Here is a 19,458-nt window from a genome sequence, read left to right as displayed (position 1 = left end):
TATGAAGAGGATAACTAGACTCAGAGAACTAATGAAAGAGAGAATGATTGATTATGTAATTCTTGGGCCTGGTAGTAACATGTTTTATTTAACCGGATTTACTGAAGAACAAATGGAAAGACCATTATTTCTTATAATAGATAGTTGGAACGTTTACTTTTTAGCTCCCAAACTTTATGAAGAACAATTATCTCATTTTAACATACCGGTCGTAAGTTATTCTGATGATGAAAATCCTTACAAGAAACTAAATATTGAAAAGGGGAAAAGTATTGCAATTGATGACACTCTTTGGTCCTCATTTACAATAGATATAATAAATAATTTTTCACCTTCACAAATTATTAAGGCAAATGAAATAATGAAGGAATTACGAATAATTAAACAAGATGAAGAAATTGAAATAATGAAGGAAGGAGTTAGAATAGCTGAGAAATCATTTCTCAATACAATAAATCACATAAAGCCAGGTTTGAATGAGAAGAAAATAGCTAAAATGCTAGTGGACGAATTCCTAAATAATGGTGCTGATGGTGCGTCTTTCGAACCAATAGTAACTTCTGGACCTAATACATCTATGCCACACTTAAGATCTACCACTAGAGAAATAAAACAAGGAGATATACTGATTTTTGACTTTGGAATAAAATATAAGGGGTATTCTACTGATACTACTAGGGTAGTTAGTATTGGAAAACCTATTGAAGAAATAGTAAAAATCTTTGAAATAGTTAAGGAAGCACAACAAAAGGCAGAAGATATGATAAAAGAAAATGTACAAGCTTGTGAGATAGATAAAGTTGCAAGACAAGTTATAACAAACTATGGTTTCGGTAAATATTTCATACACAGAACTGGGCATGGAATTGGGATTGATGTTCATGAGGAACCTTATATTGCACCGAATTATAAGAGAAAGATTGAGAAAAATATGGTATTTACAATTGAACCTGGAATTTATCTTCCGGAGAAATTTGGTATTAGAATAGAGGATATGGTTTATGTCAATAGTAAGGCTGTTGTAATGAATAATTTACAGAAAGAAGAGATTTTTATCGTATAATACTCAAATAGTTTTCGACAAGCAAATACCATATTATATTCCCATACTTCTTATATCTAGTAAAACAAAATTTATTTTATATGAAAGAAATTTTAGGTGATTATGAACCAAAAGGAAAAACGTTACAAGCTGTGGGAAAGTTTATAGCTTTTGGACTTGATGATCCCTTCCATCTAACTACAATATCTGGCTTAACATTATATGGGGTAGGAAAATACATGGAAAAGAAAAACACAAATTATGGACTTAGATTAGCATATCAAGATTTAGAAGAATTCAAGAGAAGATTAAGAGAAGCAATATTAGACATTAGTAGCATAAGATTATAATTGTGAAAAGATGAAAGTTACTCCATTAGCATTTGAGAGCCTGGGAGTTAGGTCACAAGCAACCTTAGTTGAAACTAAGGATGTTAGAATTCTAATTGATCCCGCAGTATCTTTAGCTCCAAGAAGATATGGACTTCCTCCTCACCAATTAGAAGTAAACAAGTTGACTGAATTAGCAAAAAAAATCTATGAAATATCTAAGGATGTAGACATTATAGTCATAACACACTATCATTATGATCACCACGATCCAGGTTATGTTATTCCAATTGAGATATACAGTAATAAAATGGTCTTTATTAAAGATCCAACAAACAACATAAATAATAGTCAGAAATATAGAAGAGCACCTAAGTTTCTTAGAGCATTGAAAGATATTCCTAGTAAAATAGAAGTAGCAGATGGAAAAGAATTTATTTTCGGTTCAACAAAATTAATTTTTTCAAAAGCTGTACCTCATGGAGCAGATGAAAGACTTGGTTATGTTATTCAGCTGGGTATAAACGACAAAGATGGTACAGTGCTTTTTACATCTGATATCGAGGGAGCTCCAAAAGAACAACATTTAGATTTTACCAAAAAAATCTCACCTAATTTTATCATAATAGACGGACCACTGAGTTATTTATTAGGTAGAGCTTTGTCAGAAGAAGACTTAGATAAATCAATAAAAAATATGGAGTCTATAGTAAAGAACGGACTTCAATACGCTATAATCGATCATCACGTGTTAAGGGATTTAAATCATGAAAATGTATTAAAACCAGTAAAAGAGGTGGCAAAAGATTTTGGAGTTAAGGTAATCTCAGCGGCTGAATATTTAGGGCTAGAACCAAATCTACTTGAAGCTCATAGAAGGGAACTATTCAAAAAAGAAAATAAACCAGCTAAGATTCCTAGAGGATTAGCTAAATTATTACATGCTGGAGATAATTAAATAGCAACATGAATTGGTAAAAAGTAGCCAATTATTGCACCACCAATATAACTACCAACGAGTGCTAATAATCCAGTTCCTATCTGTTCAAATGCACCTCTAAATTTACTTAATCCAGTATACTTACTAGTCATTGAACCAAATACACCTAGGGTTAATAAAACAAGAAGAATGGAGGAAATTATAGAAAACATAAAGGGAATTTTTACAAATAAGGATAAAATAAATGGAACTAAGGGAATTAACCCACCAATAATTAAATATAAAGCCATAATAAAACCTAATTTCACTGGTTTCTCAAATTCTTCTGGAAATAGTTTTAATTCATGGATCATCATTTCATGAAGAACAATATCCTTATTTTTCATTAGCCTTTCAGCAATTTCTTCAGCCTCCTTTTCAGGTAATCCTTTACTTAAGTAAAATTGCTTAAGTTCTTCTTTCTCTTTTTCAGGATATTTTTCAATTTCATAACGTTCTTTTTGTATTTCATTTTCTATTATTTGATTTCTTACCCTCGTAGATATGTACTCACCAATACCCATAGAAAAAGCTTGTGCTATAGTTGCGATCAATCCAGTAACTAATACAAGCAAGGGATCTTGAGAATACCCAGCTGCACCTAGAGCTATGGCTCCTACACCAATAAGTCCATCCTGGATACCAAATACTCTAGTTCTAAATACATCAGCTTCATGAGTATAATGTAGTACGGGTTCTTCTACTTTTTCATTCTCCATGATTTACAGTTTTTAACAAAACCTTATAAAACATTCTTGGATTACGCCATATCGTAAATTAACTAATTGTTACCTCATATTCATCGTCAACTAATTTTAGGAATCCAGAATATACACCCCATTCTGCTAAAATAACTTGCAAATCATGATATCCTGAAGGACCAGAATAAGCTGTAATTCCTTTTTCTTCCAATTTTCCTAGTAATTCCTCAATATTAAACTTTCCAAGTTCTTTAGCTGTAGCAAAAGGTTCAATTTTATGTAAAGATTCTCTTAACAGTTCTTTTCTTTTTCTTATGTTTCCTTTTAAAAATTCTATCCCTTTATCTGTTATTATTATATCCCCGTCCCCTATTGTTACAAATCCTAGAGTATTAGCAGCATAAACTATGGGCATAAAATCATCTATGTCCACTTCTAATTCTTTCTCTAGTAGGTAAATGTCTGTTTTGCCTTCAAAACTATTATATAATACTGTCAATAAACCTAACAAATCTGCTACTCTAGCTGAAGGTGACAGTATAGGTACTTGAGTCTGCATTACTTTACTTATTAGTCATACTCCTTTTTAACTTTTTTGCAAAAAGTATAATATAAAGAACTGGGAAAAAATAGAAACCTAATAGCATTAATATATCTAAAATAGAAATATATAAAGAAGAACCAAATGCTAATAAAGCTCTATCATGAGTTGTTGAAGTCGCAGAAGCTAATATAGATAAAATGCTAAGAACAAGACCAAGATAATAACCGGATTTATGCTCTTTATAGATAAGAAGAGATGAAGTAAGAAATAATAAAACGGCTATTAAAGTTCCTAGAGATATAATAAAAGGAACCTTATTTATAAGTAAAATTCCGCCTAGTGATAATGCTATAGCACTACCTATCATGGGAATAAATAACTTCATATGGATATTTTTAATACACAGTATATATTCTTATTGCTTCTTCAACTTGGCACAAAATTTATTTGGAACGGAACAGATTAGATGGGTATGGATTCAAGTAAAAATGAGGAAATAAAAAACATTGTTGAAAAAATATTAAAAGAAAGAGAATGGATAACATTTAGCGATTTAATAAAATATGTTAATTTTCCAGCTTCTGAAGTTAATTCAGCACTAGTTCAACTAATGAGAGAGAATAAAGTGATAAGAAAAGGGAGATATTTCTATTATCAAGGCTAGCTTTCATATTCTACTGGATCATTAAGTCCATTAATTTTAAATGCAGTCTTCCTCATATAGCAAGGTCCACATTTTCCACAATGTTTTTGTCCCCCTTCGTAGCAACTCCATGTCAGATGAAGTGGAGCACCTATTTCGACACCAAGTTTCACAATTTCATGCTTTACTAAATTGCCTACTGGCATCAAAACTTCAACTTTTTTATTAGGTCCAGTAGCATAAGGAGATAGTTTAGCAAATAATCTTACAAACTCCATTTCATTATCTGGATAAGCTCCAGCTTCTTCAAGATTTATTCCAGAAGCTATAGCATCATACCCATAAGCCTCAGCTAATGCTAAAGCAACCGAATAGAAGATCAAATTCCTTGCTGGTACCCATTCATGAGCAAATTCTGCACCCTCTTCTCCAAATCTTTCTTTAACAATTTCTCCACCACCCTTAAGTAATGTAGTATGCCCTATAATTTTAAACAAATCAGTGTTAATCTCTATTAATGGTACTTGTAAATATTCTGCAATCTTCTTTACAGCTTCTCTTTCTCTCTCTTCAGCCTTATGATGATAGTTAAAATGTAAAAGAGTGATTTCATATCCTTGCCTTAGTAAGTATGTTGCAGCTACAGTGGAATCTAATCCACCACTTGCAATTACAAGAACCTTTCTAATCTTCTTATCAAGTAATTGAACTTTTCTAATTTCCATTTTGTCATTAACTTCTACTATAGAGTAAGGGTCTAATTTTGTTACTGAATCGAATGGAGAGGCATCAAAGTAATCATCAAGAGATGTAAAGAATATAGCACCTAACTCTCTATCGTACATCATATACGCTGGCTTAAAATTCTGAGCAATGTAGATTCTATCGGGTCTCTTCTTATCACCTATTATAAACGCAAAACTCCCTTTAATGTCATTTAGTATTTTCTTTAATTGTTCTATTTCTCCATTCCAATGTTTATCTAAAATCGGTGGAATTACTGCACTATCTATTTTAGTTCTCCTTATTACATTATATTTTTTCTCTAATTCTAAGTCGTTAGCAATTATTCCATTATGAGTAACTATATATCTTTCTCCCTCAAAGGGTTGAATATCCTCTTCTGTCTTTTGTCTTACATATTCTGTGGTTGGTTCTGCTCTATTATTAGCTATTATTACCTTAGAATTCTCATCTAATATACCATATAACTTCTCCTCTTGAGTTGATGGTCTCCCCAAAGCTTTAACTTTTTTTATACTTCCATCTTTCTCTATAACTATAACACCAAAACTATCCCTTCCTCTATCCTCTGCCTTCTTGAGAATATGAATAAGCTTCTTTTCTATTTTTTCATAATTTTCTGGTTTAATTATTAGTACTCCAGTTACACTACACACACTCGTATAATGGAGGATTTAAAAATAAATTTTCTTATCACAATCTTGTTATTTATGGATATAATTGATGAAGTAAAGAATGCTTTAGACTACTTTAACGTTAAAATTAGACATGTTTACACAGAAACTGCGCTTGATCCCGAATTCGGTGATTCTGTAGATACTCTTAACATTAGTAGTAAAATAAAGGATAGCCTTAAAAAACACGGAATTGAAAAACTTTATAAATACCAGGAAGAGGCGTTGCATAAAATTTTAGATAAAAAGAACGTTATGATAGTATCTGGTACAGGAACCGGTAAAACTGAAGCTTTCTTAATACCAACTCTTGAATTTTCTTTAAGAGGCGAAAGGAGCGTTTTAGTTTATCCCACAAAAGCTCTAGCTAGAGATCAACTTGAAAGAATTCTTAAGTTTACAACAGAATTAGGCGTTACTGTAGGTGTTTTTGATGGAGATACCCCAGAAAAAGAGAGGGAGAGACTATATGAGAATCCGCCTGATATTCTAATAACTAACCCTGATATGATTCATATAGGATTAGCATTAAGCAACAGATTTAGAAGATTATTAAGAACAACAGAACATTTTGTCTTTGATGAGGTTCACGTTTACGAAGGTGTATTAGGTTCACATCTTAGAATGATTAGCGATAGAATTAGGGAATTCGGGGATTACCATGTTATGGCATCTAGTGCAACTATAGGTGCGTCTCAATACTTATTTGAAGAGTTATTTGGTGTAAAAGGAGAAATAATTCAAGGTACTAATAGAAGAAAAGGTGTTGCTTTTCATGTTCTTTTAGATGTAGGTTCTTTAAGTAGATGGACTATTACGGGTTATTTAGCTTCATTACTGATGAAAAAAGGGCTTAAGGTTTTAATCTTTGTTGACTCTCAACAAATGGCGGAAGTTTTAGGAAAAATAATAAAGAGATTCGGATTTGATATCCCAGTGCATAGAGCTGGTATTAACCCAGAAGAGAGGATAAAGGTTGAGGAAGATTTTAAAAGAGGAAGAATAATGGGCGTGGTCGCTACACCTACTTTAGAGCTAGGTATAGATATAGGCGACTTAGATGCTGTTATATTGGCTGAAAACCCCCCTAATTACGTTAAATATTTACAAAGAGCAGGAAGAGCTGGAAGAAGGAATAAGATAGGTTATGTTTTTACCCTTCTTGGAGATGATCCAATTGACGCATACTATAATCGTAAGCCTCAAGAGTTCTTTAATAGGAAGCTCACTCCTTTGCCATTTGACACAACAAATATGGAAGTTATAAAAGTTCATGCAGCAGCATTAGTCGTAGAAAAGGGAAAGGTTAGAATTTCAACGCTCCCTAAACTTTGGGTAAAGGCACTTAGCTCCTTACCAGTGAAAATATCTGGAGATTATGCTTACTCTACACCAGAACTTGTTAAATTTGTTAAATCTACTTCAATAAGATCTACTGGTCCTATGGTGAAAATATACGAGAGTGATAAAAAAGTCGGAGAAAGGGAATTACCAGTTGCGCTTTATGATCTTTATCCGGAGGCTATTTATCTCATATCTAAAAGAACTTATATAGTGGAAAGTGTTGATCTATCGCATTTAACTGTTAAAGTTAGGAAGATTTCAGATGATACAACGTATTATACAAAACCTTTATATAGTACGCATCTTCTTTCGTTCAAAGAAATAGAAAGTAAAGAAGTATTAGGTTTACCAGTAAAATACGGTGAAATTGAGATCATGATTTCGGTTGACGGTTTTGTAGTTTATGACATAATGAGTAAGAAGAATAAACCTAGAGAAGAGAGATATTATAAAGAACCGATAACATTTTCTTATCAAACAAAAGGGATTATAATTAAGCATCCAATTTTGGCAGAATTTAGTGAGTTTGATGCAGTTGAAGCTTTTCATGCTACAGAGCATGTTTTAATTAGTGCAGCCAGAATTACCGCAGGTGCCTCATTAACTGATTTAGCCGGCATAAGTTATCCTAGCGGTCATGTAATTATTTATGATGCTGTTGTAGGTGGAAGTGGTGTTAGTAAACTTTTATTTGATAGACTAGAAGAAAGTTATGATATTTCACTAGATATAACTGGTAAGTGTGACTGTGAGGATGGATGCCCCAAATGTATTTATAGCCCTTACTGTGGTAATAATAATAAATTTTTATCTAGGAAAAAATCCTTTAGACTTATAAAATTTTTAAAAGAAAATAAAGGAACTAGTATTAATAAAGAAGAAGACTTATTTGGAAATCCAATAGTATAAAATTTGTAGAAAAGTTATTATATGCTTATATTAAACCTCTTATGTAGAATGTTAAACTTATTCTACTCAAGACTATCTTTAACTAGAAGGTCCTCAATAATTCCAGAAAAAATAATAACTATACAATCAGAGGAAGATCTGAAGAATATCACTGAGGGTATCGGTAGATATGAATATTCAAGGGGTGTTGAGGGAAAAGTTATAGTAGATTTAACTTCATTAAGGGGAATAGAAGAAAAAGATGATAAACTAAGAATCTTAGCTGGAACACTTTGGAAAGAAGTTATAGGGTTTAAGCCAGAATTATTTGGTAATTTGAATTTTTCCGTTGGAGGATCTGTTGAGTATGGTGATGCAGGCTTTGGGTTTAATGAGTTTAGATTTATCAAAGATAGAGTTGAGGTAGAAGCTTATTTAAACGGAGAGAAGTATACTGGGAGATATAAAGGAGGTATAATCTATGCAGTCTTAGTTAAGAAGGAAAATAAAGAGTTGATAGTGAAAAGTTTAACAAGTCAAGAATTTGACGTTATTTACTATAAGCTAAAATCATGGTTTAGTAGTAGTATACCTCCATTTAGGGATATAACATTAGTTTGGAGAGATGGAAAATTTGAGCTAAGTGCTACTTATCCTAAATTAAGAGAGGAATTATTAAAGAAATTTATTACTGATTTATCTGACGGAAAAATAATTTATGAAGATCTTAGTTTTCCTCATAAATATCGATATTTTGGTACAACAACAATTGATAATTTATATAAAATTAAAGATCAGATTACAAACTCGATAGAGGCATATCTAAGAATTAGTTTTAACAAGGTTTATTTCTCTATTTATTCCAATACTTCTCTTATCTTTCCTCCTAATGTAGAACTGTCAAACTTTTCAGATACTTCTGGTGAAAATAATTTAAATGGCTGTATAATGTGTGGAAAATGCGTAGACGTATGCCCTTACGTTGAATACACAAAATCAAAAATTTACTCCCCCTTAGGGTTTTATGTTTTACAAAGTTTAGGATCGTCAGTTCAAATTAATTGTCATATGTGTGGAAAATGCGTAGACGTATGCCCTGCTAATCTAGATATAATTTCCGATATCTCTAAATCTGCCGTATATGATTTAAGTAATGTTAGAACGGAAAATAAGCTTAAAGAACTGAAGTCAGAAAAAGTAATACTAATTACCCCTATAAGTAGTAGATTTGAAGAGAGAATACTGAAATCATTATTGTATTTATATTCTAAAGGATTAAAGGTGGGATTAAAATATATAGACTTAGATATTCAAAGACTTGTTAAAAATCAGATTGACTGGAAATTACTCTCTAATCAATTTAGCGGAATAAACTTAATAATAACTATAACACCAGAAGAGTATTATTATTTACAACCTTTAAAACGCTATTCAGTTTTAGATATAGACTACATAGAAAATTATGTAATGTCTGATGTTGAAATTGATAAAAGTAAGTTACATATATCTTGTTATTTTAGAGATTTAGAAAAGAAAATAAAACCAAGTAAATGCAGCTTTGCTTTTCTTGATTTGCTAAACAATAAAAATATGCCAAGCAAAATAAATGCTGAAATTACTCTTTGTCCTTTTACTTCGGAGAAGCTTAATATAAAGACACCTTTAGATATTGTAATACCGCAAATTAACCTAAATATTGTTGATCTAATAGCTTCAAAAATTAGGAAATCTCTTGAGAACTCTGCTCAATTATTAGACGATGCTAAATGGTACTACGGTATAGCAGATGATATATATCATGAAGTGACTGATAGTTTATTCTTATACGCTTTGAAGGAAATTCCATTAGAAGAGGCATTAATATTATATTTTTACATAGATAGAATAGATGAATTCTCATCAGAAGAAAAGAAAATCTTAGAGGAAAAAATTGTTCAACTTCTTACTAAATAAACTAAGTGGCCTACTTCTGGTAGTATTAGCTCTTTAAGAGCTAACTTCACAGCGTCTGGTGAGCCAGGTAATAAGTAAACTATTTTTTTATCTATAATTCCTGCTGAAGCTTTTGTTAAGTATGCAGCAGCTTTTACTTCCGGGTCGTTAAAGCTAACTAACCTAAAGACATCAGAAAAACCTTCAATCTCTCTATCGAAAAGCTTTCTGATAGTCTCTACTGTAATATCAGTAGGTGAATAACCAGTACCTCCAGTTGAGATTATGACGTCAACTTCATCTATAGATAAAGCATCAGTAAATGCCTTAAGAATTTTTATTTTATCGTCTGGGACTAAAGAATAGCCGATTATTTTATGTCCATTTTCTATGAGTAATTGCTTTATTATGTCACCGGATTCATCCACTATCGGCTCTTTTTTTAAGAGTTTTTCATATCTTGAGGTACTTATAGTAATAACATAGAAATTGAGTGATTTAGGAGCATTTTCTTTATGCTTCTTATGGGCGTGACTCATAGAGCTTTACCTCTTTAGCAATGTCTAAATCTAAATCTAGGAATTTATCCCTTTTCAACAATGTACCAACAACGTAAAGTGAAATCCCCTCTTTAAGTTCAGCAAATCTTATTCTAAATGAAGTTAAATAATAGCCTAAATCTGTTAGGTAAATAACTGGTAACGAGTAAGGTTTTATTGCCTTGGTAATTTTTATGACACCCTTGAATTCTTCTTTATTCATCACGTAACCAAAATCAACACATTTTACAATCTTAAAAGTGTAGGGTTTACCTTGATACACCCCTTCTAATACCCTTTTCTCTTTAAGTATTCTAAAATCTTCTTCTTCTAGTATTTCTATTTCATCTAAATTTGTTTTATTAAGAGGACTTGTAATTCCCTTTTCTCTTAATTCTTTAAGGGTAATATAATGTGATTCATCAAAGCTTAAAAGATCGATGTCATTATACTCATTTGAATATAATAAACTTCCAGTTACTCCAATTTTTCCTTTAAAATAACTTATAAATCTCCTTGGTAATTCGTCATCTACTTCCTTGCTAAATGGATCAAATACTATAGCATCTTTTAACGGAACTAATGGAACTTCAAAGCCTATTTCTGGGACGTATCTTAACAAGAAAGGGAATTTCTCTTTGACTATTTTTAAAGCTTCACTCATTTTCTTTATTTTTTTACCTTTATAAACTCTAGGAACAGCTACCGCATAACCTTCAGGGTGAAAGCAGCCTTTTACAGCCCATATAATATTGGCATATTTCAACATATATCCTTCAATAATCATTAGTTTTTAATCCTCTTAGCTAGGTTTTAAAAATTGTGAAGATACTAATAATAGGAAGAGGAATAATCGGAAGTTCTTTATATTATATGCTAAAAGATCTTGGTCATTCAGTCATTGTAGTAGAATCTGGATTCAGAAAGTTTTATCCTACGTTAATTCACTCACTTCTACTTAAAGGAAAAGATATAGAGTTAGCAATTGAAAGTAAAAAATTTTATGAAAAGTATAAAATTCCTTTAATTAAATATCCATCATATACCATAGGAAAAATTGATAAGAAAATAATTGATGATTGGATATCCTATGGTTTTAACGTAGAGGAAAAATACATAAATTGGCTAAATTCTTATGCAATCATAGGAAAAAATACCGATAGCCTTGTAGCAATAAAAAAGTTGATCGATAAAGTACCTTATATTGATGGAGTAGCAAAAATAAAAAATAGTGTAGTAGAAGTTGATGGTAAAACAGTAAACGCTGATATTATAATTTTAACTGCTGGTGCCTGGAATAGTTATATAACTGATTTCAAACTCCCTCTAAAATCGTATTATTGCTGGGCATGGGTTACTAGTAATACTAATTCTCTTCTAGATAAAGTATTTATATATGACTATGAATTAGGATATTATTCAAGACCTCTATTTGGATTAGGAATGAAGCTTAATATTGTAGGAGATGGAGATACCATAGTAAGTGATCCTTTTACTAAGAGATTTGGAGATCTATCCCCAGTTAAAAAGGCAACTGAGAGAGTTGGGGAATTGAGACCTTTATTTAGAGGAGAAGGGTATTGTGAAGGTACTCCAGATATGAAACCGGTTTACGGTAGAATAACTGATAAAATTTATATTGCAGGTGGATTGAACGGTTACGGTGCAGAAGTAGGTCCTGGGATTGCTAAATTATTAGTTGACTTTATAACAAAAGGTACAGAAGAGAAAGAATATATAATAGATCGTTTCTCTAACGTCTCAGATTTTGAATTAGGTAAAGAACCTCATGAATTATAAATCTGTAAATGCTTTTCTACTATTTCATCATCAGACATGATTTCTTCATTAACTTCTAAATGGAGCCTTTGTTTTTCTTTACAGTTATCGCAATCGTATATTAACCATCCAATTAGAAATTCGTCTTTATAATAGTATTCCATTGACCTCCATCTAGGATATTTGATTAATCGCTTAATAACTGGTAATCTTCTAGTTGGAAATGCAACAAATTTCCTTAGCTTTATATAATATGGTTTGAGTGTTAGCAAATAATACCCACTAATTAATACTGAAGTGGGTGCATGAAATTCATCAATATCGCTGACTTTTATAATCTCGATATTACCATAAGCATTAAGATATACAGCTACATTACTATACTCTTGAAATACATCATCTAGGTAATGCCAAGGTGGAGGAGGAGAACCTAGTAACCAACTTATCATGTATATTATTTTTAAGCTTGAATGATAAATGATTTTTCAATTAATGATGACACGACGGTTTACAGACTGATGAAGAGCGCTTCCCAGTCTGAGTGATTAAAATGAGAGGAGATCACTCTAAAGATTTACAGATAATGTATGAAAAAGTGACTAATTACTTTGGTAAAAATGTGAATATAGAAGATATTTACAAGAAGTTATTAGGCTTAAGTAAGGTAGGAATTCTAAATATAAACCATTCTATCTTAGAACTTATTTTATCTGGCTTCCTAATTAATCGAGGATTTCGAGTTTATGTAGAAGTAGAGGTAAGTGGAGGAGTAATAGATATTTATGCAATTAAAGGTACAGATATTGGCATTGAAGTGGAAACTGGTTATGTTCCGCCCATTAATGCTATTAATCCAGAAGAATTCTTAATGAGCAGATTAGCTTTAAAAATATCTCGCTATAGTAATATTGCGAATGAATTCTATATTGCTGTTCCTTCATTTTACTTACCTCCAATTCCTAAGGAGTTACTAAAGGATCCAAATGAAAGATCGGAAGATGAAATTAGAAATCTAATGAGACTGATAAGAAAATATTCCAGGACTCCAGATATCACATTAAACGATGTTAAAAATAGTAAAATTAATGGAATTATTACTATAAATTCTAAGATTATGAAAATAAATATTATAGATAATAAAAGTTTTTATAATCTAAAACAATTTTATGACGGAATATAGGAACAAGAAAGAAATAAATGGGATACTTAAATTATCATCAACTAAAGGAAGAGCTTCAACTACAGTAGCTATTATACCAGAAATAGCACCATAAAGACCAAAGAGATAATAACCAAGAGGAATACACACAATAGCCATCCCTACACTTCCCCAAAAACCTTTTACTCTTCGCTTATATACATAATTCCTTATTATACCAGTAACACCATCGCCAAATGACATATAAAGTATGGGAAGTAATGGTATGAAAACATCTTTAGTAGACCAATAATTTCCATCAATAACCCACATTATTAATAGTAATGTACCATATGAGAAAGTATAAAATATCTCTCCATAATTATCTTTTTCTTGGAACCATCCCATAATACCATCTTTGATCCTCCTTACTATAAGGTATGTCATCAATGTATAAGATGCTATAATAGGAACCAGAGGAGACGTAAATACAAATGGGGATACTACTGCAACTACACCACCACCCAGCATATGAATGGCTTTTCTTGCTACGTAAACACTTGTATACTTGCTAATTATCTTAGAAATGTATAAGGTAACAATACCGACCCAAATTGTAAGTATAACTCCCCATAATATGTCAGCTAATGTCAAAAGAGGCATACAATAAGAAAGATCTCTGTTTATTTATAAGTTCACCTATATTCTGTCATGCAAGTATTTTTATACAAAATGAATGGAAATAAATTAGTTCCACATGACAACGGTGATATAATAGTTATTGTAGATAGAATTGGTGTTAAAGTTTTTAATAAAAACGGAAATGAAATAACTAACTATTCTTTTTCTTTTTTAGGTGACGAAAGTTTGTTATTAGAGAAATTGAATGAATTAGAAAAAATTACTGGAGTTAAAGTTGATGCTAATTATGCACTTGCTTATCCAGACATTAGATCTAGAAGATTAAAACTAAACCAGCTAATTGGTTATGTGTTTGAAGAATATGTATTCTCCATTCTTTCGAAATATTATAAAGTAGAGAGAAACAAGAAAATCTATGACTATTTGCACGGCGTAAAAATTCATAATAAACCAGATTTTATTGTGGAAGGAAAAATAGCAATAGAAGCAAAAGTCGGAGATTATAATAATCAACAAATAAGAGAGTATGAAAAGAAATTTCCCGTAGGTGCAATAGTGTTTCCTTGGAGTGGAAATTGTAAAGTGAATAAGTGGTTATGTTTTTACTATTTTGTTAAAGATCCAGAGAGATTACTTAAGTGGATTGATTTTTACATAATTAAGTAAAAAACTAAGAAGAAAAAGATAGATTTATTACACAGTTTAAGTAAATGGATCTCATGGAAATAGGTACCCCTTTATTTGAAGGTGCAAAGAAACTTCTCTGGTTAGGTGGAGGAGAATTAGGAAAAGAAATGGTAATAGAAGCACAAAGAATGGGTATAGAAACCATTGTAGTTGATAGGTATGACATGGCTCCAGCTATGCACGTAGCCCATAGAAAATACGTTGTTAATATGTTAGACGGAAACGCAATAAAGAGTATAATAAAGAAAGAGAACCCAGACGCAATAATTACAGAAATTGAAGCTATAAACACAGATGCGTTATTAGAGTTAGAAAGTGAAGGATACAAAGTAATTCCTAACGCTAAAGCTGTAAAAATCTGCATGAACAGGATTGAATTAAGGAAGTTAGCAGCGGAGAAAGTTAAAGTACCAACAACGCAGTATGGTTTCGCTGAAAACCCAGAAGAAGTAAAGAAAATTTGTAAGGATATTGGATATCCTTGTATGATAAAACCAGAAATGAGTTCTAGTGGACATGGACATGAGGTTATATATAATGAATCCGAAGTAGAACAAAAGTTTAAAGAAGCTATTTCGCACGCAAGAGGAAAAAGCGAACAAGTAATAGTAGAAGAATACGTTAAAATTGACAGAGAATTAACAGTTTTAACCTATAGGTATTTAGATGATAAAGGAGTTGTAACTAAGACAATTACCCCAATTGAACATCAAAGACCTTCAGATGTGTATTATTACGTGGAATCTTGGCACCCCTCAACAGTGGATAAAGATATAATAGAAAGAGCCCAAGAATATGCTACAAGAGTTGTTAATGAATTAGGTGGTTTTGGTATATTTGGTGTAGAAATAATAGTCTCTGGGAATAGGGTATTATTCAGTGAAGTATCCCCAAGGCCTCATGACACTGGTTTGGTTACAATGGCAAGCCTGGATATTAATGAATTTCAAATTCACGTTAGGAGTGCATTAGGTTTACCTACACCTGAGGTGAAGATAGTTTCACCAGCTGCTGCACACGTTATTTTAGCAAACAATGAAGGATGGGCACCTAAATTTTTAAATGTAGAAAAAGCTTTGCAAATTCCTGGTGTTCAAATAAGGCTATTCGGGAAACCATCCACATATTATAAAAGAAGAATGGGAGTGGTATTAGCTACTGGTAATACAGTAGAGGAAGCAAAGGAAAAAGCAAGGAAAGCAGCTTCATTAGTCCTAGTTACTTAGACCATGTATTTTCTTTAATTTATCTACTATTTCTAATACTCTTTTCTTGACAAATTCACTAGAAGCTATTAAACAACAATCCTCTAAAGTTTCAAATTCAGTAAAATCTAATCCAGCTATTTCTGCTATTGATAAAGCCCATATTCTTGCTGTAGCTTCATAATTATATCCTCCACCTCCTGTCATAACTAACTTACCATTAGCAAATTGATGAGCAAGCGAGTGAACAGTTCTTACTACTTCAAGATAACCTTTTGTAGAAAGTTTAAGCTCTACAAGAGGATCTTCATAGTAAGAGTCTCCTCCATTAAGAAGAAAGATTAGATCTGGCTTAAACTCCTTAATCTTTGGGACAACTATTTCATTAAATGCGTAAAGATACATATCATCTCCAGTACCAGGAGGTAACGGAATATTAATAGTCATACCTTTTCCCTCTCCAGAACCTATTTCATACTCATCTCCAGTACCCGGGAAAAACCTAGGATGAAACATATGAAGAGAGACTTTCAGAACGTTTGGGTCATCATAAAGCAAGTATTGAGTTCCATCACCATGATGGCCATCAATATCCACTAATGCAATTTTTTTGAAACTTTTTTCTGCCAACTTTATAGCTAACGCTACATCATTAAATACACAAAAACCGGATGCTTGGGATCTTTTAGCATGATGAAATCCACCCCCAATATTTACAGTATGATCATAAGATTGTAGAAGCTCTACAGCTGTAACAGTACCACTCACTCTAATGAGAGCAGCTTCAAAAATTCCTTTAAACGCTGGAGTATCTCCTTCATCCAGTAAACCAGAACCCTCTTCACTCTTTCTCTTAATAAATTCTATATATTCTTTTGTATGTATAAGAGATAATAATTCTTCGCTAATTATTTTAGGAGGCAGTATATCTATTTCATGAAATGCCCCTCTTTCTTCTAAAAGTTTCTTAGTCATTGCCTCTCTTAGAGATTTAAAAGGATGGTTACCGGGGAAGGAATAGTTTAAGTATCTATCATCCCATACAAACGCTGTCTTGTGCACACATATTATACTCGTTGAAAAACTATATAAATGCACATCTGGATTTTTCCTTAATGATACCAAAAGAGCTTTTGGAAGAGCCTAAGGTAGTTGCATCATATAGTGATAGAGTAAGAGAAGTTATTTCTAAAATGCAAGAAAATAATCAATGGGTTGTTCCAGTAGTTAGAGATAAAGTTGTCATAGGTGTAATAAGTTATAATGAATTACTAAGAAGAAAAGTCAGTCCAGAATCTAAGGTAATAAATTTAATGATACCTTCTAATAATGTCTTAGAAAGTGAGGATGAAGCAAGAGTTGTAGCTAAATTTTATACAACCAAATCTAGAGCATTAATAGTTGTTGATGATAAGAAACGACTAGTGGGGATTATAACTAGGGAAGGATTTTTATCGTATTATCTTAATAAGGGAGAGATACCAGATGCAAAAGTTAGAGAAGTGATGAATAGTCCGGTTATTACAATAGATGCTAATGATTCAGTTGCAAGAGCTAGATGGCTTATGAGTAATAATCATATATCTAAATTACCTGTCTTGGAAAACAAGAAACTTGTAGGAATTGTCACTACTAGAGATATTGTAAACAGACTATATTCAGAGGGAGGTAAAAAGAAGTCATCAATTTTAACTGAAGAAGAAAGATTGATGGCACTCCCAGTTAGAGAAATTATGACATATCCAGTTATTACTACAGATGGAAATCAGAACGTTAAACAAGCCTTAGAGACCTTATTAAAGAGAAAGATATCTGGTATGCCGGTCGTTGAAGGAGACTTGATAGTGGGAATGTTTAGTGGTATTGATGTTGTAAATCTTATTGCAAAGAAATTCGAACTTGAAATGCCAATAGAAGCCAAATTGAGTGGTGAATTAAAGCAAGGAGACGTTAAAGCAATGATTGATGGTATTCTAGAGAGATATTTGGCAAGACTCGAAAAGCTAACAGAAGTGATAAACTTTAAAGTTACCTTCAAAGAAGTTGCTAAAAGTCAGGATAAGAAAGTTTACCAAGTAACTGCAAGAGCAGTGACAAAAATTGGTGATTTCATAAGTAAAGATTCTGATTGGGATCCAGTAACTGCTGTTAGGAAAGCCGTAGAAAAATTGGAGGAAAGAGTAACTAGAGAGTTAAAGAAAATTGAAGAAAAAGGAAGAAAGCCAAAGGCAGAGGAAGGTTGAAGATTGGTATAGTACAACCATTAAACACAAGTAATGCATTATATCTTACTGAGGAGTCTCTAAAATCTGGAGCAGAAATAGTATTATTACCAGAAAAATGGATAAAAACACTAGATGATTTACCATTACATAATTTTCAACAGCTAGCTAAGAAATATACAGCATATATTATACCAGGGGCAGTAGAAGACGGAGTCTCAATTATCTCTCCTTTAATTGACCCTAATGGAGAAATAAAGGCTATAGCTAAGAAAATACATCTCTTCGGTGATGAAAAAAATAGATTGCTTTCAGGTAGTTCAGCTATAATTTTTAAATACAGAGGAATAAAGATAGGAATAGCAATATGTTATGATGTAGACTTCCCAGAAATAATTAGAGAAATGTTTCTCAAAGGAGTAGAAATATTGCTAGTTCCCTCAAAAATTCCTAAAGATGGAATAGATTTATGGAGAGAATACCTAAAAGTAAGAGTATTAGAAAATAGAATAGCACTAGTAAATGCAAATACTTTTTCTCCTCCAGAGTATTTAGGCATGAGTATAGCATATGTACCTTCGCCCAGAGGAAGATTTATTGAGGCAAAACCTATAGGTGAATTAGGAGATAAAGAAGGACAAATTGTTATTGATATTAATCCTCTTTCCTATATGAGTTTTAGAATTGAAAGACTTAAAGAATATAAACATTTTGAAATTAAGGAGTTAGAATGATCAGTCCCGGTGGATCTCTTCATAAATCAGTTAAGGACGCGGTCATCATAAACAAACACTGAAAGAAAGAAAAAATAATTTACTTTATTCATTACCTTTTGGATGAATTATTAATAGTGGTTCTTTCATGACGTTAAGATCTCCCTTAGGATGGTTTAAGACTTGATAAAATATTTTTATATAAACTATATATTTTCCTGCAGTTAAATTAACATTAACTTTGGTTTGATATAAATTAAGTAATAATGTTTTATTTCCTATTTCAATAGTTATATTAAACTCGCTGAATACCTTACTTAATTTCTCTACATGAAGTAGTTGAATAACATAAGTTCCATTACTTGAGAGAATTATAGTAGCATTAGATGTAATATTTCCTTTTTCTCCAGGAGTTATGTTTCCTAAATTAATATATGCCGGGATTATCTGAGATGTAGAATTACTTACTTGCACATGATAAGAGATATATGCTATTGGCCCATATCCGTTCACTCCAGCTACAAAAATCCCTGTAGCTACAGCTACCATTGCTATTAATCCAATTAATAGGGTTTTCATCACTCTTTGATAAAGCGTTTCGTTTTTAAATGTATATCGCTATTTCACTCTGTTTCACTAGTGAAATGCTATAATTAAACTATTTTTTAACTATATAAATTATGGACTATGTCTACCTTTATAGAGAAATAGAG

The 19,458-nt window shown here is 31.8% G+C and carries 22 protein-coding genes; 12 read left to right on the top strand and 10 right to left on the bottom strand.

Going from position 1 to position 19,458, the window contains the following annotated elements:
- The first annotated feature begins 1 nt into the window (after position 1).
- The 3 genes from D1869_RS12725 (at position 2) to D1869_RS12715 (ending at position 2,329) form a co-directional block, all read left to right on the top strand.
- Positions 2 to 1,063 carry a M24 family metallopeptidase gene (locus D1869_RS12725; RefSeq protein WP_156015416.1) on the top strand — a complete coding sequence of 354 codons (1,062 nt, stop codon included), beginning with the start codon at positions 2 to 4 and terminating at the stop codon, positions 1,061 to 1,063.
- Positions 1,064 to 1,143: 80 nt separating this feature from the next.
- Positions 1,144 to 1,392 carry a hypothetical protein gene (locus tag D1869_RS12720; protein WP_052846774.1) on the top strand — a complete coding sequence of 83 codons (249 nt, stop codon included), beginning with the start codon at positions 1,144 to 1,146 and terminating at the stop codon, positions 1,390 to 1,392.
- A 10-nt stretch (positions 1,393 to 1,402) separates the two neighbouring features.
- Positions 1,403 to 2,329, top strand: a complete 927-nt coding sequence (locus tag D1869_RS12715; RefSeq protein ID WP_156015415.1) for an MBL fold metallo-hydrolase — start codon at positions 1,403 to 1,405, stop codon at positions 2,327 to 2,329.
- Here D1869_RS12715 and D1869_RS12710 read toward each other — a convergent pair.
- From D1869_RS12710 to D1869_RS12700, 3 genes are read right to left on the bottom strand one after another with little or no spacing between them, the layout of a single operon-like run.
- Positions 2,326 to 3,069, bottom strand: a complete 744-nt coding sequence (locus tag D1869_RS12710; protein WP_156015414.1) for a VIT1/CCC1 transporter family protein — start codon at positions 3,067 to 3,069, stop codon at positions 2,326 to 2,328. The genes D1869_RS12715 and D1869_RS12710 overlap by 4 nt on opposite strands.
- 58 nt (positions 3,070 to 3,127) lie before the next feature.
- On the bottom strand, positions 3,128 to 3,610 hold the full coding sequence (locus D1869_RS12705; protein ID WP_156015413.1) for an AAA-associated domain-containing protein: 483 nt from the start codon (positions 3,608 to 3,610) through the stop codon (positions 3,128 to 3,130).
- A 4-nt stretch (positions 3,611 to 3,614) separates the two neighbouring features.
- The gene (locus tag D1869_RS12700) at positions 3,615 to 3,980 is read right to left on the bottom strand and encodes a hypothetical protein (RefSeq protein ID WP_156015412.1); all 366 of its coding nucleotides are present in this window, start codon (positions 3,978 to 3,980) and stop codon (positions 3,615 to 3,617) included.
- A gap of 87 nt (positions 3,981 to 4,067) precedes the next feature.
- Between D1869_RS12700 and sul7s the strand changes: the two genes are divergently transcribed.
- Positions 4,068 to 4,259 carry a winged-helix single-stranded DNA-binding protein Sul7s gene (sul7s, locus tag D1869_RS12695; protein WP_231113625.1) on the top strand — a complete coding sequence of 64 codons (192 nt, stop codon included), beginning with the start codon at positions 4,068 to 4,070 and terminating at the stop codon, positions 4,257 to 4,259.
- Here the strand turns inward: sul7s and queC are convergent.
- Positions 4,256 to 5,638, bottom strand: coding sequence for a 7-cyano-7-deazaguanine synthase QueC (gene queC, locus D1869_RS12690; protein WP_156015410.1), 1,383 nt, complete (start codon positions 5,636 to 5,638; stop codon positions 4,256 to 4,258). The genes sul7s and queC overlap by 4 nt on opposite strands.
- 54 nt (positions 5,639 to 5,692) lie before the next feature.
- On the opposite strand from queC, the gene D1869_RS12685 reads away from it, so the two are divergent.
- Together D1869_RS12685 and D1869_RS12680 are read left to right on the top strand one after the other, a co-directional pair.
- A complete protein-coding gene (locus D1869_RS12685) occupies positions 5,693 to 7,909 on the top strand; it encodes a DEAD/DEAH box helicase (RefSeq protein WP_156015409.1) in 2,217 nt (738 codons plus the stop codon).
- A gap of 48 nt (positions 7,910 to 7,957) precedes the next feature.
- Entirely contained in the window at positions 7,958 to 9,841 is a 1,884-nt protein-coding gene (locus D1869_RS12680) for a 4Fe-4S dicluster domain-containing protein (RefSeq protein WP_184651014.1), read from the top strand.
- On the opposite strand, the gene D1869_RS12675 is transcribed toward D1869_RS12680, so the two are convergent.
- Complete coding sequence (locus D1869_RS12675; RefSeq protein ID WP_156015407.1) at positions 9,823 to 10,359, bottom strand: MogA/MoaB family molybdenum cofactor biosynthesis protein; 537 nt, start codon at positions 10,357 to 10,359, stop codon at positions 9,823 to 9,825. The genes D1869_RS12680 and D1869_RS12675 overlap by 19 nt on opposite strands.
- Positions 10,343 to 11,146 carry a hypothetical protein gene (locus tag D1869_RS12670; RefSeq protein ID WP_156015406.1) on the bottom strand — a complete coding sequence of 268 codons (804 nt, stop codon included), beginning with the start codon at positions 11,144 to 11,146 and terminating at the stop codon, positions 10,343 to 10,345. The genes D1869_RS12675 and D1869_RS12670 overlap by 17 nt, the downstream gene beginning before the upstream one ends.
- Positions 11,147 to 11,181: 35 nt before the next feature.
- On the opposite strand from D1869_RS12670, the gene D1869_RS12665 reads away from it, so the two are divergent.
- Positions 11,182 to 12,159: an FAD-dependent oxidoreductase gene (locus D1869_RS12665; protein WP_156015405.1), complete on the top strand. Its 978-nt coding sequence runs from the start codon at positions 11,182 to 11,184 to the stop codon at positions 12,157 to 12,159.
- Here the strand turns inward: D1869_RS12665 and D1869_RS12660 are convergent.
- Entirely contained in the window at positions 12,147 to 12,587 is a 441-nt protein-coding gene (locus D1869_RS12660; RefSeq protein WP_010980397.1) for a hypothetical protein, read from the bottom strand. The two genes, D1869_RS12665 and D1869_RS12660, sit on opposite strands and share 13 nt — an antisense overlap.
- Positions 12,588 to 12,688: 101 nt before the next feature.
- On the opposite strand from D1869_RS12660, the gene D1869_RS12655 reads away from it, so the two are divergent.
- Entirely contained in the window at positions 12,689 to 13,318 is a 630-nt protein-coding gene (locus D1869_RS12655; protein ID WP_221267103.1) for a hypothetical protein, read from the top strand.
- Here D1869_RS12655 and D1869_RS12650 read toward each other — a convergent pair.
- The gene (locus D1869_RS12650; RefSeq protein WP_156015404.1) at positions 13,292 to 13,939 is read right to left on the bottom strand and encodes a diacylglycerol/polyprenol kinase family protein; all 648 of its coding nucleotides are present in this window, start codon (positions 13,937 to 13,939) and stop codon (positions 13,292 to 13,294) included. The two genes, D1869_RS12655 and D1869_RS12650, sit on opposite strands and share 27 nt — an antisense overlap.
- 48 nt (positions 13,940 to 13,987) lie before the next feature.
- On the opposite strand from D1869_RS12650, the gene D1869_RS12645 reads away from it, so the two are divergent.
- Positions 13,988 to 14,584, top strand: coding sequence for a hypothetical protein (locus tag D1869_RS12645; protein WP_156015403.1), 597 nt, complete (start codon positions 13,988 to 13,990; stop codon positions 14,582 to 14,584).
- 53 nt (positions 14,585 to 14,637) lie between these two features.
- The gene (gene purT, locus D1869_RS12640; protein WP_156015402.1) at positions 14,638 to 15,831 is read left to right on the top strand and encodes a formate-dependent phosphoribosylglycinamide formyltransferase; all 1,194 of its coding nucleotides are present in this window, start codon (positions 14,638 to 14,640) and stop codon (positions 15,829 to 15,831) included.
- Here purT and D1869_RS12635 read toward each other — a convergent pair.
- Positions 15,820 to 16,872: an acetoin utilization protein AcuC gene (locus tag D1869_RS12635; RefSeq protein ID WP_156015401.1), complete on the bottom strand. Its 1,053-nt coding sequence runs from the start codon at positions 16,870 to 16,872 to the stop codon at positions 15,820 to 15,822. The two genes, purT and D1869_RS12635, sit on opposite strands and share 12 nt — an antisense overlap.
- Positions 16,873 to 16,925: 53 nt before the next feature.
- Between D1869_RS12635 and D1869_RS12630 the strand changes: the two genes are divergently transcribed.
- Together D1869_RS12630 and D1869_RS12625 are read left to right on the top strand one after the other, a co-directional pair.
- Positions 16,926 to 18,053: a CBS domain-containing protein gene (locus tag D1869_RS12630; protein WP_156015400.1), complete on the top strand. Its 1,128-nt coding sequence runs from the start codon at positions 16,926 to 16,928 to the stop codon at positions 18,051 to 18,053.
- The gene (locus D1869_RS12625; RefSeq protein WP_156015399.1) at positions 18,050 to 18,766 is read left to right on the top strand and encodes a carbon-nitrogen hydrolase family protein; all 717 of its coding nucleotides are present in this window, start codon (positions 18,050 to 18,052) and stop codon (positions 18,764 to 18,766) included. Before D1869_RS12630 ends, D1869_RS12625 begins: the two co-directional genes overlap by 4 nt.
- Positions 18,767 to 18,850: 84 nt before the next feature.
- Here D1869_RS12625 and D1869_RS12620 read toward each other — a convergent pair whose 3' ends face one another.
- The gene (locus D1869_RS12620; RefSeq protein WP_156015398.1) at positions 18,851 to 19,324 is read right to left on the bottom strand and encodes a hypothetical protein; all 474 of its coding nucleotides are present in this window, start codon (positions 19,322 to 19,324) and stop codon (positions 18,851 to 18,853) included.
- Between the last annotated feature and the right edge of the window lie 134 nt (positions 19,325 to 19,458).

The organism is Sulfurisphaera ohwakuensis, from assembly GCF_009729055.1.
GTDB lineage: Archaea > Thermoproteota > Thermoprotei_A > Sulfolobales > Sulfolobaceae > Sulfurisphaera > Sulfurisphaera ohwakuensis.
Note: the sequence above shows the minus strand (reverse complement) of the source record. Positions and strands in the feature narration are given on the sequence as shown.

Excerpts from the sequence above, each read along its gene's own strand:
- D1869_RS12725 (WP_156015416.1), top strand. The coding sequence starts at position 2 with ATGAAGAGGATAACTAGACTCAGAGAACTAATGAAAGAGAGAATGATT.
- D1869_RS12720 (WP_052846774.1), top strand. The coding sequence starts at position 1,144 with ATGAAAGAAATTTTAGGTGATTATGAACCAAAAGGAAAAACGTTACAA.
- D1869_RS12715 (WP_156015415.1), top strand. The coding sequence starts at position 1,403 with ATGAAAGTTACTCCATTAGCATTTGAGAGCCTGGGAGTTAGGTCACAA.
- D1869_RS12710 (WP_156015414.1), bottom strand. The coding sequence starts at position 3,069 with ATGGAGAATGAAAAAGTAGAAGAACCCGTACTACATTATACTCATGAA.
- D1869_RS12705 (WP_156015413.1), bottom strand. The coding sequence starts at position 3,610 with ATGCAGACTCAAGTACCTATACTGTCACCTTCAGCTAGAGTAGCAGAT.
- D1869_RS12700 (WP_156015412.1), bottom strand. The coding sequence starts at position 3,980 with ATGAAGTTATTTATTCCCATGATAGGTAGTGCTATAGCATTATCACTA.
- sul7s (WP_231113625.1), top strand. The coding sequence starts at position 4,068 with ATGGATTCAAGTAAAAATGAGGAAATAAAAAACATTGTTGAAAAAATA.
- D1869_RS12685 (WP_156015409.1), top strand. The coding sequence starts at position 5,693 with ATGGATATAATTGATGAAGTAAAGAATGCTTTAGACTACTTTAACGTT.
- D1869_RS12680 (WP_184651014.1), top strand. The coding sequence starts at position 7,958 with ATGTTAAACTTATTCTACTCAAGACTATCTTTAACTAGAAGGTCCTCA.
- D1869_RS12675 (WP_156015407.1), bottom strand. The coding sequence starts at position 10,359 with ATGAGTCACGCCCATAAGAAGCATAAAGAAAATGCTCCTAAATCACTC.
- D1869_RS12670 (WP_156015406.1), bottom strand. The coding sequence starts at position 11,146 with ATGATTATTGAAGGATATATGTTGAAATATGCCAATATTATATGGGCT.
- D1869_RS12660 (WP_010980397.1), bottom strand. The coding sequence starts at position 12,587 with ATGATAAGTTGGTTACTAGGTTCTCCTCCTCCACCTTGGCATTACCTA.
- D1869_RS12655 (WP_221267103.1), top strand. The coding sequence starts at position 12,689 with ATGAGAGGAGATCACTCTAAAGATTTACAGATAATGTATGAAAAAGTG.
- D1869_RS12650 (WP_156015404.1), bottom strand. The coding sequence starts at position 13,939 with ATGCCTCTTTTGACATTAGCTGACATATTATGGGGAGTTATACTTACA.
- D1869_RS12645 (WP_156015403.1), top strand. The coding sequence starts at position 13,988 with ATGCAAGTATTTTTATACAAAATGAATGGAAATAAATTAGTTCCACAT.
- purT (WP_156015402.1), top strand. The coding sequence starts at position 14,638 with ATGGAAATAGGTACCCCTTTATTTGAAGGTGCAAAGAAACTTCTCTGG.
- D1869_RS12630 (WP_156015400.1), top strand. The coding sequence starts at position 16,926 with ATGATACCAAAAGAGCTTTTGGAAGAGCCTAAGGTAGTTGCATCATAT.
- D1869_RS12620 (WP_156015398.1), bottom strand. The coding sequence starts at position 19,324 with ATGAAAACCCTATTAATTGGATTAATAGCAATGGTAGCTGTAGCTACA.